The sequence below is a fragment of the Thioclava sp. JM3 genome (genome assembly GCF_002213185.1).
GTDB lineage: Bacteria > Pseudomonadota > Alphaproteobacteria > Rhodobacterales > Rhodobacteraceae > Thioclava > Thioclava nitratireducens.
The window spans coordinates 153,183-166,814 of the sequence record NZ_NBOB01000002.1 but is presented as its reverse complement, the minus strand read 5'-3'; the positions used below and the strand labels follow the sequence as shown (position 1 = coordinate 166,814).

The 13,632-nt window shown below is 66.4% G+C and carries 8 protein-coding genes; 5 read left to right on the top strand and 3 right to left on the bottom strand.

The window, feature by feature from the left end:
- Positions 1 to 139: 139 nt before the first annotated feature.
- From glgX to B6V73_RS04140, 4 genes are all read left to right on the top strand, one after another.
- Complete coding sequence (glgX, locus tag B6V73_RS04155) at positions 140 to 2,215, top strand: glycogen debranching protein GlgX (protein ID WP_240504094.1); 2,076 nt, start codon at positions 140 to 142, stop codon at positions 2,213 to 2,215.
- Entirely contained in the window at positions 2,212 to 3,939 is a 1,728-nt protein-coding gene (gene treZ / locus B6V73_RS04150; protein WP_240504093.1) for a malto-oligosyltrehalose trehalohydrolase, read from the top strand. The genes glgX and treZ overlap by 4 nt, the downstream gene beginning before the upstream one ends.
- Positions 3,939 to 6,215, top strand: coding sequence for a malto-oligosyltrehalose synthase (gene treY / locus B6V73_RS04145; RefSeq protein ID WP_088724613.1), 2,277 nt, complete (start codon positions 3,939 to 3,941; stop codon positions 6,213 to 6,215). The genes treZ and treY overlap by 1 nt, the downstream gene beginning before the upstream one ends.
- Before the next feature lie 220 nt (positions 6,216 to 6,435).
- Entirely contained in the window at positions 6,436 to 7,548 is a 1,113-nt protein-coding gene (locus B6V73_RS04140) for a sugar phosphate nucleotidyltransferase (protein ID WP_168174863.1), read from the top strand.
- A 150-nt stretch (positions 7,549 to 7,698) separates the two neighbouring features.
- Here B6V73_RS04140 and B6V73_RS04135 read toward each other — a convergent pair whose 3' ends face one another.
- Genes B6V73_RS04135 through efeU form a run of 3 tightly spaced genes read right to left on the bottom strand, consistent with a single transcriptional unit; the run spans position 7,699 to position 11,755 of the window.
- Complete coding sequence (locus B6V73_RS04135) at positions 7,699 to 8,955, bottom strand: Dyp-type peroxidase (protein ID WP_088724766.1); 1,257 nt, start codon at positions 8,953 to 8,955, stop codon at positions 7,699 to 7,701.
- Positions 8,956 to 8,972: 17 nt separating this feature from the next.
- A complete protein-coding gene (efeO, locus tag B6V73_RS04130; protein ID WP_206185561.1) occupies positions 8,973 to 10,172 on the bottom strand; it encodes an iron uptake system protein EfeO in 1,200 nt (399 codons plus the stop codon).
- A 38-nt stretch (positions 10,173 to 10,210) separates the two neighbouring features.
- On the bottom strand, positions 10,211 to 11,755 hold the full coding sequence (efeU, locus tag B6V73_RS04125; RefSeq protein ID WP_088724611.1) for an iron uptake transporter permease EfeU: 1,545 nt from the start codon (positions 11,753 to 11,755) through the stop codon (positions 10,211 to 10,213).
- 278 nt (positions 11,756 to 12,033) lie between these two features.
- Here efeU and gndA point away from each other — a divergent pair, with 278 nt between their 5' ends.
- Positions 12,034 to 13,443, top strand: a complete 1,410-nt coding sequence (gene gndA, locus B6V73_RS04120; protein ID WP_088724610.1) for an NADP-dependent phosphogluconate dehydrogenase — start codon at positions 12,034 to 12,036, stop codon at positions 13,441 to 13,443.
- Positions 13,444 to 13,632 lie beyond the last annotated feature (189 nt).

The following is a 13,632-nucleotide window of genomic DNA, read 5'->3' as shown; positions in this document are numbered from 1 at the left end:
GCATATGACGCAGCCCGGCTGGGCACGATCGCCAGCTCGATCGCCTCCGGTTTTTGCGTGTCACGCTCAGGAACCGATTACGTTGCGGCGCATTGGTCCCGTTGGCGCGTCGCCGTTTCTTCCGCATATGGAGCCCTCAATGACCCCGAGTTCGCTGCGTTTCGATCCGTTTGCGGGGCGACCCGATACTCTTGGCGCGCGCGTCACGGGAGACGGCGTGAATTTCGCGATTTTTTCCGGAGAGGCCGAGAAGGTGGAGCTCTGCCTTTTCGACGACGAGGGCAAAGAGGAATTGACGCGGCTGGAAATGCCGCAGCAGGAGGGCGGGATCTGGTTCGGGCATCTGCCCGGCGCGCAGGAAGGCCTCGCCTATGGCTACCGCGTGCATGGGCCGTTTGCCCCCGAGGACGGCCTTCGCTTCAATCCCAACAAGCTGCTGCTCGATCCCTACGCGATGGCGATGCGCGGCTATCTGAAATGGGACGACGCGCTCTTTGGCTATCCCGTCGGAGACTCTGACCTCGAACAGGACACACGCGATTCCGCGCCCTTCATGCCGAAGGCGATAGTGGCCGATCCGCAATTCGACTGGGATCAGGATCAGGTGCTCCATCGCCCGTGGTCGGAGACCGTGATCTACGAGGCTCATGTGAAAGGTATGACGATGCGCCATCCGGGTGTCGTGCAGGCCGATCGCGGGACATTCCGGGCGTTGGCCTCGCCGCCGATCATCGACCACCTGCTGAAGCTCGGCGTGACGACGATCGAGCTGCTGCCGATCCACGCCATCGTGCAGGACCGACATCTGGTCGAGAACGGCCTGTCGAATTACTGGGGCTACAATTCCATCGGTTTCTTCGCCCCCAATCGCAGCTATCTGCCGGGCGAAGACGTGCACGAGGTACGCGCCGCGGTAAAGCGCTTCCACGAGGCCGGGATCGAGGTGATCCTTGACGTCGTCTATAACCACACCGCCGAGGGCAACGAGCTTGGCCCGACGCTCAGCTTCAAGGGCATCGACAACCGCAGCTACTACCTCCTCTCGCCGGAAAACCGCCGCCACGGCTTCGATACCACCGGCACCGGCAACACGCTCAACGTGGCCCATCCGATGGTGCTTCGCCTCGTCATGGACAGCCTGCGCTACTGGGTTGAGGCGGTGCATGTCGACGGCTTCCGCTTCGATCTTGCGTCCACCTTGGGGCGCGAGCCGGACGGCTTCGAACGTGAAGGAGCGTTCTTCAACGCGATCCGACAGGACCCGGTACTCTCTGGCGTGAAGCTGATCGCCGAGCCATGGGACGTGGGCGAAGGCGGCTATCAGGTGGGCGGCTTCCCTTGGCCCTTCCGCGAATGGAACGACAAGTTCCGAGACGACACCCGCGCCTTCTGGCGGCGCGACCCCGGCATGGTACCGAAGCTTGCCGACCGGCTGATGGGCTCGCCCGTGCAGTTCGACCACACGCACCGGCCCGCCACCTCGTCGATCAATTTCCTCGCCGCCCATGACGGGTTCACGCTCTGGGATACGCTGAGCTACAACCAGAAGCACAACGAAGCCAATGGCGAGGACAATCGCGACGGCCACGACCACAACCTGTCCGACAATATGGGCGTCGAAGGCCCGACCGACGACCCCGAGATCGACGCCGCCCGCCTGCGCCGAGCACGCGCGATGCTGGGTACGCTGATGGTCAGCCACGGCGTACCGATGATCCTCGCGGGCGACGAGATGGGCCAGAGCCAGAACGGCAATAACAACGCCTATTGTCAGGATAACGAGACGACCTGGATCGACTGGGAGGGCGCGCGGGTCGATCTGCGCGACAGCGTCAGCGCGATGATCGGGTTCCGGCAGGACTGGCGCTATCACCTCGCCCCGCCCGCCTTCGCTCCCAACGTCGCGACCCCGGTCAGCGACTGGTGGCATCCCTCCGGGCGTCAGATGAAGGACGACGACTGGCAGGATGGCGGTCTGTGCTGCGTGGGGCTGCGGCACCGGCTGGAGGGCTATCCGGAGTTGCTGATCGTCGCCAATGCGGGCGACGCCTGCGAGTTCACGCTGCCCGGCAAAGGCTGGCACCATATCCTCGACACGACGCGGGACAATCCGCGCTGCGACGAAGCTGGGGAGGAGAAAATGAATCTGCCTTGGCAATCGCTGCACGCGTTCTGTCGCGCCGAGGAGGCATCGCCCGACGAGGCGACTTCGTGAGAGAGGCGAGCGATCCCCTGCCCCTGCGCTGGGGCGCGCATCCCGGAACGGGCGGGTCGTGGGACTTCGCCATCTGGGCCCCTGCGGCAGAGCGCGCAGAACTGATGCTGGACGGGACCGCGCATGACATGGCACCGGTCGGAAACGGCGGCTGGCAGGCCTCGATCCCGGCGCGCGACGGCCTATCCTACACGTTCCGCCTCGACGGCACCGACTACCCCGACCCCGCCGCGCGTCTCCAGCAAGGCGATGTTCACGGCCCCTCGCTGACCCACGACCCGGAGGCCTACGACTGGGGCGCCCCGTGGCACGGGCGCCCATGGGACGAGGCGGTGATCCTCGAAATTCATATCGGCACCTTCACTCCCGAAGGTACCTTTGCCGCCGCTGCGGAACGCCTGCCCGAACTGGCCGACCTCGGCATCACGGGCATCGAGATCATGCCGGTCTCGCACTTCCACGGCGCGTATGGCTGGGGCTATGACGGGGTGCTCCTGCGCGCCCCGCATCCCGCCTATGGCTCGCCCGATGAGATGCGGGCGTTCATACGCGCAGCCCAAAGCAACGGGATCGTGGTAATACTCGACTTGGTGCTGAACCACTTCGGCCCGTTCGGAAATTACCTCCATTCTTACGCGCCCGAAGCCTTCGGAGGGGAAGCTACGCCTTGGGGAGATGCGATCGACTTCACCCGGCCCGAACTGCGCGCGCTGCTGCGCGACACGGCGACGGGATGGATCGACGAATACCGCCTCGACGGGCTGCGGCTCGATGCAGTCCATGCGATCCGTGACCCGTCCGAGCCGCATTTCCTGATTGAGCTTCTGCAAACGATCCGCGCGAAGGAGCGCGAACGCCCGATCCACCTGATCCTCGAGGACGAGCGCAACCTCCCCGATCTGCGCGAGGCCGGTTACGATGCGCAATGGAACGACGATTGGCACAATGCGCTGCATGTCGCGCTGACCGGCGAGACGCAGGGCTACTACAAGGCCCATGCCGCTGACCCGTCCGGTGATCTGGCACGCGCAATGACGCTGGGCCAGGTCGAGGAAGGTCAGACGCGGGCCGACGGGACGAAAGCTCGTGGCGCGCCCGCTGCTCATCTGCCTTGGTCCGCATTCGTGAATGCCAACCTCACCCATGACCAGGCAGGCAACCGCCCCAAAGGCGAACGCCTCCTGAGCCTGATCGGCGACGAGGCGGGTGCGGTGACCCATGCGCTGTTACTGCTGATGCCCTTCACGCCGATGCTGTTCATGGGCGAGGAGGTCGGCTCCACAGCGCCCTTCCCCTTCTTCGCAGACCCGCCGAAACACGCCGTCGCCGCGCTGCGCGAAGGCCGAACGAAAGAGCTGCAAGGCCTCGGCTATGACACGAGCGCGATGATCGACCCCGCCTCTCCTGACACGCCGCGCCTGTGCTACCCTTACGGTGACACCAGGCGGCGCACGCGGGAGTGGTTGCGGCTGACGCGCGAACTTCTGAGCCTGCGCCGGAGGCATCTGCTGCCGCTTCTGCGCAGTGGCAAGCGCGGGCCCGGCGAGGTCACGCGCCACGGACTGAAAGCCTTCCATGCGCGCTGGCCATTCGGCGCCGGGACGCTCGACATTCTGGTTAGCCTCGGCGCGCCCGCATCCAACGCCGCGCGCCGGGACACCGCGCTGTTTTCCATGGGCGACCCGCGTCGGGACGCCTTCGCCATTGATGTGAGGATTGATTGATGCCGTCCGAGGAGCCCGCCGCCACTCATCCGATGATCGCCACCTACCGGCTGCAGCTGCGAAACGGCATAGATTTCGCGACGGCGAAAACCTTTCTGCCCTATCTCGCAGACCTGGGCGTGAGCCACCTCTACCTCTCGCCGATCTTCACCGCGACGGAAGGCTCAACCCACGGCTACGACGTCGCCAACCCGCAGGAGATCGACCCGGTCCTCGGCGGCGAGGCAGGGTTTCGCGACCTGTCGGAGGCTGCGCAGGCGCGGGGGCTGGGCGTCGTGCTCGACCTGGTGCCGAACCACACGGCACTCTCGCTCGACAATCCGTGGATACGCGATGCGATGCGCCACGGCCCCGACAGCGCATATGCTGAATACTTCGCGATCGACTGGTCCCAGAAGCTGATCCTGCCGTTCCTGCCCGAGCCGCTCGACGACATGCTGGCGGCAGGCAAGCTGCGGCTGACCGAGGATCACGGCGGCGCGGTGGAATGGGAGGGCGGATGGCTCCCGCTCGCCCCCGGGACGGCAACGCTGGGCGACGTGGCCTCCGTGCTGACGCACCAGCATTGGCAGCTGCGCGACTGGACGCGCGAACGCGGCGCGCTCTCGCATAGGCGCTTCTTCAATGTCACCGGTCTGATCGGGATGCGCGTCGAAGACCCCGCCGTCTTCGACGCGATGACCGAATTGCCGGCGCGGCTGGTGCGCGAGGGGCTCGCCCACGGGCTGCGGATCGACCATATCGACGGGCTCGCCGATCCCGTCACCTATCTCGAACGGCTGCGCCGGACTGTGGGCGACGCAGTGCCGATCTGGGTGGAGAAAATCCTGACCGGCGACGAGGCGATGCCCGCCGAATGGCAGACCGATGGCACCACGGGTTACGAGGCGGGGCGCCAGATCTGCCGCGTGCTCACCACGCCCGATGGGTTCGAACGGCTCGACACGCTTTGGCGCGATCGCACCGGTGGCTGCGACGATTACGAGACGCTGTGCCGGGAAGCCCGCGCGCAGGTGATCCCCGAGGACCTCGCCGCCGAACTGCACCAGCTGATCGACCTCGCGCAGGCGGCGCTCGCGGTGGACCTCCTCGACCCGCCCGACGCCGAGACGCTGCGCGACGCGATGCTGGCGTTGCTGATCCACTTCCCACGCTATCGGACCTATATCACCGCGCCGCCCGCCTCGCCCGAGGATCGCGCGGTGATCGAAAGGACCGTGGCAGCGGCCGCGGAGACTCTGCCGCAGCGCGAGGCGCTCGATCTGCTCGCGGGGCTTCTGTTGGGCGGCACGGATATGGCGAGCCGCAAGTTTCGCATACGCTTCCAGCAGGTCACGGGTGCGGTGGTGGCGAAGGCGCAGGAGGACACCGCCTTTTTCCGGCACACGCGCTACCTCGCCGCGAACGAAGTGGGCGCGGAGCCGGATATGCCGGTTCTGGACGCCGAAGGGCTCAATGACTGGTTTGCGAGTGCGCAGGGACAACGCTCCGGCGGCCTGACACTCACCTCCAGCCATGACACGAAACGGGGCGAGGATACGCGGATGCGCGTCGCGGCGATCTCGCATCGTCCCGAGACTTTCGCCGCTTTGTTCGATGCCGCGATGCAGGTGGCCGCACCTGCAGCCCCCGGCTTCGTCTGGTACGCCACGCAGAGCCTCTCGGGAATCTGGGACGACCCCGCCCACGGGCCGAAGCTGTCCGAACGCCTGACAGAGCACCTCCGAAAGGCCCTGCGCGAAGGCGGAGAGATCACGCGCTGGTCCTTCCCCGACATCGAGGCCGAAGAAACCGCCTTGGACGCCGCCCGCCGGATTTGCGCGGCGTGGGAGGCGCAGCCCCCAGCAGAACTTGCGCGCCTGATCGCGACAGGGAAACGCTTGTCGCTGCTGCAACTGGCGCTCAAGATGATGCTTCCGGGCATGCCCGACATCTATCAGCGCGGGGAGCGGGCGCTCTACGAATTGACCGACCCCGACAACCGCCGTCCCTTCGCCCTGCCGGAGACGCTGACGCCTTTCGAGCGGAGCAAGTCAGAGGCCACCCGCCAGCTGCTGAGTTTACGCAGAGCGGCGGCGGAGGTGTTCCGCTCGGGCGCAGCCGAAGCCTCGGAGCGCAATGGGGTCTTCACGCTCACCCGTCGCTCGGACGGGCGCGAGATCACGCTCCGATTCTGCCGCGACCTCACCGACCTTCGTGACGGCGTGCTGTTCGAGATTTCCGATTCGAGCGCTGCGGACGCCTCTGGGACCCTCCGCTTTCCGCCACCCGGCTGACCGACCGTCGAGATCGATCCGACCGGCTTTTGACACATCGCGCGAGACCTCCCCCTAGACTCAAAGGGTTATCGGGCACCACTCGAAATAGTAAAAAAACTTGCGCGAAAATCTTACCGCGAACCGGCGGAAAACCGGGAACCGCGGCCCCGATTTGTGGCTTTTATTCATGAAAAGCGTTAAACTTTTGAATGTCGCAGCGTCACGGGGAGGAGCTCTGATGCTGACTCGAAAACGGCCCAATTTATTGAACGGTTGTCTTCCAGTGGTCTTGGCCGGCGGGCGCGGGAAGCGTCTCTACGAGCTGACCGAGAACATGTGCAAGCCTGCCCTGCCCTTTGGCGCTGGCGGCCTGCGACTGGTGGATTTCACCCTTGCCTCGTTGCACGCCGCAGGGTTCACGCGCGCCATCATCGCCACCCAGTACCGGCCCGCGCCGTTGATCCGGCACCTGCACGCCCGATGGGCGGACAGCTTCCCCGACGGGCTGCTGATCCGCGACGCGACGCGGCTTTCGCGCGGCGGCTATCGCGGCACGGCCCATGCGCTTCTCGCCAATCTGAACCTGCTGGAGCGCGAAGGCGTTAACGACATTCTGGTGATGCCTGCCGATCAGATTTGCGACATCGATCTGCATCCGTTCATCCAGCGCCACCGCCTGAGCGATGCGCCCGCGACGCTCGTCGCCGCGACCCTCGCGTCTTCGGACGCGGAGCATCACTCGGTGCTTGAGGTCGCGCAGGATGGCCATGTCAGCGCGCTCACCCACCGCCCGAGTTCGCCTGCCGAGATCGACGGCAGTTCAGGGCGAAGCCTAGTCGCCACCGGCATTTACCTGTTCAAGACCGCGTGGCTCCGCGAGGAATTGCCGAAACTGGCGCTGGGACGTTTCGACATTTCGATCGGGGCCGACCTGCTGGAAATCGCACTGCGCGAGAAGGCCCTGCAAGCCTACCGCCTGCCACGCGGCGACAACGGCCGCGAAGCCTATTGGCGAGATATCGACACGCTCGACGATTATCGCTCCGCGCTTCTCGATTTCGCGGCACCGCAGGGAACCACGACGCGCGGCAGTCCGCCGCTGAGCTGCCTGCATCTCGATGTGCCTCCGGGCGTCATCGGGGTCGGTCGGCGCTCTGCGCTGACGGCGAAAGGATCGGTGTCGCCTGACTGCCACTTGACCGATACGCTGCTGGCGCCCGATGTCTCGCTGCCGGCGGGAACGATCGTTGAAGGGATCGGACGCAGCAACATGCGCTGGTTCCGACGCAGCGGCGACACCAACCTGATCACGCAGGCAATGGTCGACCGCTCGATCGCGCGGCTGCACTAGGCGCAGATAACGACCGAACGGATTTTCGGAATGGGCCGACGCGATCCGCTCGGGCAATCCGGGTTGGGCGGAGACCCCGATACAGACCCAACTGCACACCGCCGCAGCGACGGCGCGCAAAGGAGTCACCGCCGGATCCGCTCCGGGGGCTTAGACCGCAGCGAAAAGCGGCGCGCCGATATAGGAGCCTTTCGGTGCTGCGGGCGGAACCCAGAACAGCCCCGATCCGGTGTGGGAAATGTATTCGTTCAGCAGATCCGACGCGCCGAGCCGCCGTTGCAACGCCTCGAAATGCGCAGGATCCTTCTGGTAACTGATGAAGAACAGCCCCGCATCGAGCCGCCCGACCGCGTTCAGACCGCCGGTGAAGTTGTAGCCGCGCCGCAGGATGCGGATGCCTTCATTGGTCTCATGCGCCGCGAGCCGGATATGCGCGTGCGTCGGGATTACCGGCTCGCCTTGCGCGTTCTTCGCCTTGAAGTCAGGCGTGTCAAATTCATCCGTGCCAGTCAGCGGCGCGCCTGTAAGCTTGTGCCGCCCGAAGACATCGTTCTGGTGGCTGACCTGCGCGTTGTCCCAGTTCTCGATATGCATCTCGATCCGGCGCATCACCTGATAGGTGCCGCCATGCTGCCATTCGGGCCCGTCATTGGCCCAGACATGCTGCGCGAGTTGCTCGGGCGTGGTGATGTTGCGGGTGCCGTCGCGATAGCCAAAGAGATTGCGCGGCGTCTCCTGCCCTGCCCCGGCCGAGGCGCGCCCGAAGCCGAGTTGTGTCCAGCGCACGGTCGCGGCGCCAGTGCGTTTCGCGATCCGCGCGAGAATGCGCACCGCGTGATAGGCGACCTGCGGATCGTCGGCGCAGGCCTGCAGCGAGAGGTCGCCGCCACTGATCTCGGGGCGCAGGGCGTCCGAGGGCAGATCGGCGAGCGGCCGCAGATGCGGCGGAGCCTTCGCCGCCAGCCCCATCTCGGGCGAGAACACGCGCAGGCCTAGACCCACCGTGACCGTCAGCCCCGCCGGGCCGAGACCGAGCGCCTCGCCGGTCTCGAGCGCGGTCGCCGCGGCGCGGTCGGGCTCGACCGGGCCGACCGGCTGCCCTTCCATCATCAGCCCGATCGAGGCCGACCAGCGCGCGAGCAGCACTTGCAGCGCGCGCGGATCGGTCCCGGTCAGGTCGAAAGCCATGGCCATCAGATGCTGCTGCGGCGGCGTGGCGATCCCGGCCTGCGGCCCGGTCCCGTAAAAGGCGTAGCGCCTCTGGTCCGGGTCGGGCATGGCGTCGGGCGCGACCTTGCCGGTCTCTGCCCCATTTCCCGCCGTGGCGAAGGTGCCGCCAAGCGCTGCCGCGCCCAGAAACAGCCCACGCCGTGACAGTCCTGCCGGTTTATCGTCTTGCCCGCGCATCATGGCCTCCTTCGTCTTCAGCTTGCCGTGGCGACTTTTTCGGCGATCCGCGACAGCGGCTCCTGCAGCATCTGGATCGCGCGGCTCAGCTTCACCGCGTCCGATTTGCGCAGCTCGGCATCGTAGATCTTGTAGCCACCCAGAGCGTCGGGATCGCGGTAGTCTTCGAGCATCGTCTGCACATCCGCGAAGCGCTGCGCGATGGTCTCGGCGACGTCCGGGTCGATCCGCTTCAGCCCCGGCTCGAGGAAGGCGAACGCCTGATGCGCGCCTTCGATATTCGCCGCGAAGTCAACGAGGTCGATGTGGCTGTAGGCCTCTTCCTCACCGCTGATCTTGCCGCTTTGCACTTCTTCCAGAAGGGCCGCCGCGCCGTTCGCGAGATCCTCGGGGCGATACTCGATCCCGCCGGACAGATCGGCGAGCATCTTGACGTTCTTCACCAGTTCCGCCGCATAGGCCTTGGTCTCTTCGGTGATTTCGCCTTTCTCGAACAGGTCGCGCTCAACCGCGTGGAAGCCGTGCCAGCCGACCGCCGGGTCGAGGTTCGAGGCGCGCATGTCGATCAGGTAATCGAGGTTGCCCGAGTTATCGGTCGGGTCGGTGCCGGGAAGGACGAAGCCTTCGACGTCAGGCTCGATCCGCTCGTAGAACGGACGGGCCTGCGCATAGGCCGCCTTCGCGCCCTCCACGTCGCCTTCGTCCACTTTCGCAGCGAGCCGTTCGCTTGCGGTCACCATCGCGCCGACCATGCCTTCGACGTAGTTCGCGTAGCCTGCGGTGCCTTCGTCCAGCAGATCGCCGATCGCGCTTTGCGCGCGCTGCTTGCTTTCGCCGGTCACGGTGAAGGCGACGGTGTCTTCGGCAGCGCCCGGGCAATAGATACGATAGTCGCCACCGTCGAGCGTGACGGTGAAGCTCGACGCGGGCAGACCGGGAGCGAGGTTCTCTTTCTCGCCGAGGATACGGCTGTCCGACAGCAGCTCCAGCTCGGAAATCGCGGGGGCGGATTCATTGGTCACCGTGAAGGTGATCGGCCCTGCCTCCGCGCTGTCGTGATCGAGAACGCAGGCACCGCCATTCTCGCCAGTCAGCGTGATCGCGACCTGCGCGGCCCCGTTATTCGTGGGCGCATCGGCCAGTGCGGGCTGCGCGAAGAGCGCGGTTGCGGCGAGAAGTGGAATGGCGCGGCGGCGCGCGCGGGGCGACATGTTCATTGTCAGGCTCCTGTATTTGCTCTGCGGAGTTGGCTTGGTCAGAGGGACCTGGCGGGGAAAAACGGTGCGGGGCGCGCACGGGCGAGCGCGGAGGCCGCCAGCGCAAGCGCGATGAGGAAGAGGATCACGGGCAACTCTCGGGCCCAGAACTGATGCTCGATGCGGGCGCGGCGCAGCGCACGCAGCGCATCCGCGGCCTCTTGCGTGGCGGCAGGGGCCATGACCCAGGCGCCGGTGGCCGAACCGCTGGGCGCTGAATCGACGCGCAGCGTGCGCGGCGTAGTCAATCCGCCGCCCGACAGGCGTAGCGTCACCGCGCTATGGCCCTGCGCATCGAGAAGCGCATCGCCCGCTGTCCAGACGGTCACTTGCTCCAGCCGCGTCCACTCGGCCACGAAAGGCCCGGGGTTGCGCGCGGGGCTGACGCCCACCGGCAGCCGCCCACCCGCGAGCTGCGCAAGCGTGGCGAGATCGATCTCGCCGGGGGCGCCCGCGATCTCGGTCTGGCTCTGCACTTGGCGATGCAGGGACGGGAGACCCAGGTGCCGTTCCGGCGTCGCTTCGGCGCCCGTCAGATCGACGCGGGTCGCACCTATTTCGAGCATGTGTCCCTGCAGACGCAGATCGGGTCCGGCGGAGGTGTCGACATCTCCTTCAAGCACACGCGGCGCATGATCGGGCAGCGTCACCTGCGGCTGCGGCCAAAGCGCCGCGATACCGACGGCCAATGCCGCGAAGGCGACCGCGAGAGAGCCGCGCAGCCATTGCGCCGTGCGGGGATCGGGGCGCAGCGCACGCGGCCAATAGGTCAGCGCCGCGACCGGGACCAGATAGGCGATCCAGCCCAGCAGCTCGATCAGGCGCGGATCGGCGGGAATGCCCAGCACACCCGTGATCAGCGCCGAGCGCACTGTGCCGGGGGCCACGAGCCAGCTCAGATCGGCAATGCGCTGCTGCCCCGCCAGCAACCAGCCCGCCTCATGGGCCGAGCGCAGCGTCTGCAGCACCAGCCCGGCCGCAACGAGGATCAGGAACACGCCGGTCCAGCGGAAGAAACGCCCCAGATTGAGCCGCATCCCGCCCTGCGCGATCGCCCAGCCGAGCGCGACCGAGGCTGCGAGGCCAAGCGCCGCGCCGAGGCCCGCCCAATGTCCGGTCTGCGCGCCCGAAATCGTGGCGAGCAGGAACACCGCGGTCTCAAAGCCTTCGCGCAGCACGGCGAGGAAGGCCATCGCGGCCAGGGCGATCCGGCTCCCCTGCCCCAACGCCGCGTCGGCGTCCCGCTCGATCTGGCCCTTCAGCCCCGCCGCGTGGCGCGTCATCCACAGCACCATCAGCGTCACGAAGACGACCGCGACGGCGGCGATCACGCATTCCAGCTTTTCCTGCGCGCTTTGCGGCAGCGCGGCCTCGATCAGCGCCAGACCGGCCCCCACGCCGACCGACAGCGCCACCGCGGCAGCAACGCCCAGCCACATCTCGTGCAGACGCTCGCCCCGGGCGCGCAAAAAGGCCGCGATGATGCCGACGATCAGCGCCGCCTCGAGCCCTTCGCGCAGGCCGATGATGAATGTTGCGAGCATGGAGACGTTCCTCGTCGATTCCCGAGTAATTTGCTTGGGTATTCGTTAGCTGCGTTGACTGACGGGCGCAACCCCCTAACCCGAGTAATTTTATCGGGTACCCGGCACGGCGTTTCTTCGCGCTCGCAGCGATCAGGCGATTTGCAACTTCCGTCATCTTGGGGCAATTCGTGCAGGTCGCCCTCGCAGCGCCGCGCAATTTGGCGATACGGCGTAGCGAGCGAGGCGACACCCCGGGCCGACGGCGGCCCGCATGCAACAAATTCGGAGGCCGTATTTTGGCACAATCGCAAATCGGGCTGATCGGCCTTGGCACCATGGGCGGAATGCTCGCCCTCAACATCGCGGAAAAAGGGTTCGACATCGCGGTGTTCAACCGCACGACCAGCGTCACCAAGACTTTCCATGAAAACGCGGGCGAGCTGGCGTCGAAAATCACGCCCTGCGAGAGCCTCGAAGAGCTGGTGAAATCGATCGCGAAACCCCGCGCGATCATCCTGATGGTGCCCGCGGGCGAACCGGTCGACCAGCAGATCGAGGCGCTGCGCGCCTATCTCGACGCGGACGACCTGATCATCGACGCGGGCAACGCGAATTTCCACGACACCGAGCGCCGCGCCGCCGAAGCCGCGAAGGCCGGCCCGCGATTCCTCGGAATCGGGGTCTCGGGCGGTGAAGAAGGCGCGCGCCACGGGCCTGCGATCATGGGCGGCGGCGAGCAGCAGGACTGGGACCGCGTCGCCCCGATCCTCAATGCGATCGCGGCCAAGTTCGACGGCACGCCCTGCGCCGGTTTCATGGGCAAGGGCGGCTCGGGCCATTTCGTGAAGGCCGTGCATAACGGCATCGAATATGCCGACATGCAGATGATCGCCGAGACCTACGGCGTGATGCGCGACGGGATGGGCCTCGACTCGCAGGCCTGCGGCGAGATCTTCGCAAAATGGGACGAAGGCGCGCTCAAATCCTACCTGATCGAGATTTCCGGAAAGGTCGCACGCGCCACCGATCCCGAGAGCGGCAAGCCGATGCTCGACATCATCCTCGACCGCGCGGGCCAGAAGGGCACTGGCCGCTGGACCGTGATCGAGGCGCAGCATCTCGCCGCCCCGGTGCCGGTGATCGAAGCGGCAGTGATGGCGCGCAACCTGTCGTCGCGCCTCGTGGCGCGCCAGCAGGGCGAGGAGATGTTCGGCGCCGCCCCCGAGGCGCTGCCTGAAGGCGCGCTGAGTGCCGACGATCTGGAGAACGCCCTGATCGCGGGCAAAATCCTGTGCTACGCGCAGGGGTTCGAGCTGCTGCGATCGGCCAATGCGCCCTTCGACTGGGATCTGCCGCTGCCCGATATCGCCTTGGTCTGGCGTGACGGCTGCATCATCCGCTCGGCGATGCTCGACGACATGGCGAGCGCGCTCAGCGAGTCGCCCGATCGCAACCTGATGTACGCGCCCTATTTCGCGGACCTGCTGAAGACCCATCACGGCGCGCTGCGCAAGGTCGTCAGCATCGCCGCAGCCCACGGGCTCGCAGTTCCGGCCCTGTCGATGGCGCTGAGCTATTTCGACACGATGCGTACCGCGCGCGGCACCGCGAACATGATTCAGGGCCAGCGCGATTTCTTCGGTGCGCACGGGTTCGAGCGCACCGATCGCGAGGGTGGCGACTTCCACGGCCCCTGGGCCATGTAAGCGCAGACTGAAGGCTTGAAGAAGTCCGCCCGCGCCTCGTGAGAGCCGCGGGCGGTATGCATTTGGCGAACCTCCGGACGCCGCGACCCGCCCTGCAGTCACGAAGACGTGCGCATCCAGACTGCGCCCACGGCAGTTGATCCCCATCAAAGTCCCGAAGCCTCGAGCCCGTTACCCTCGTCGCATTCA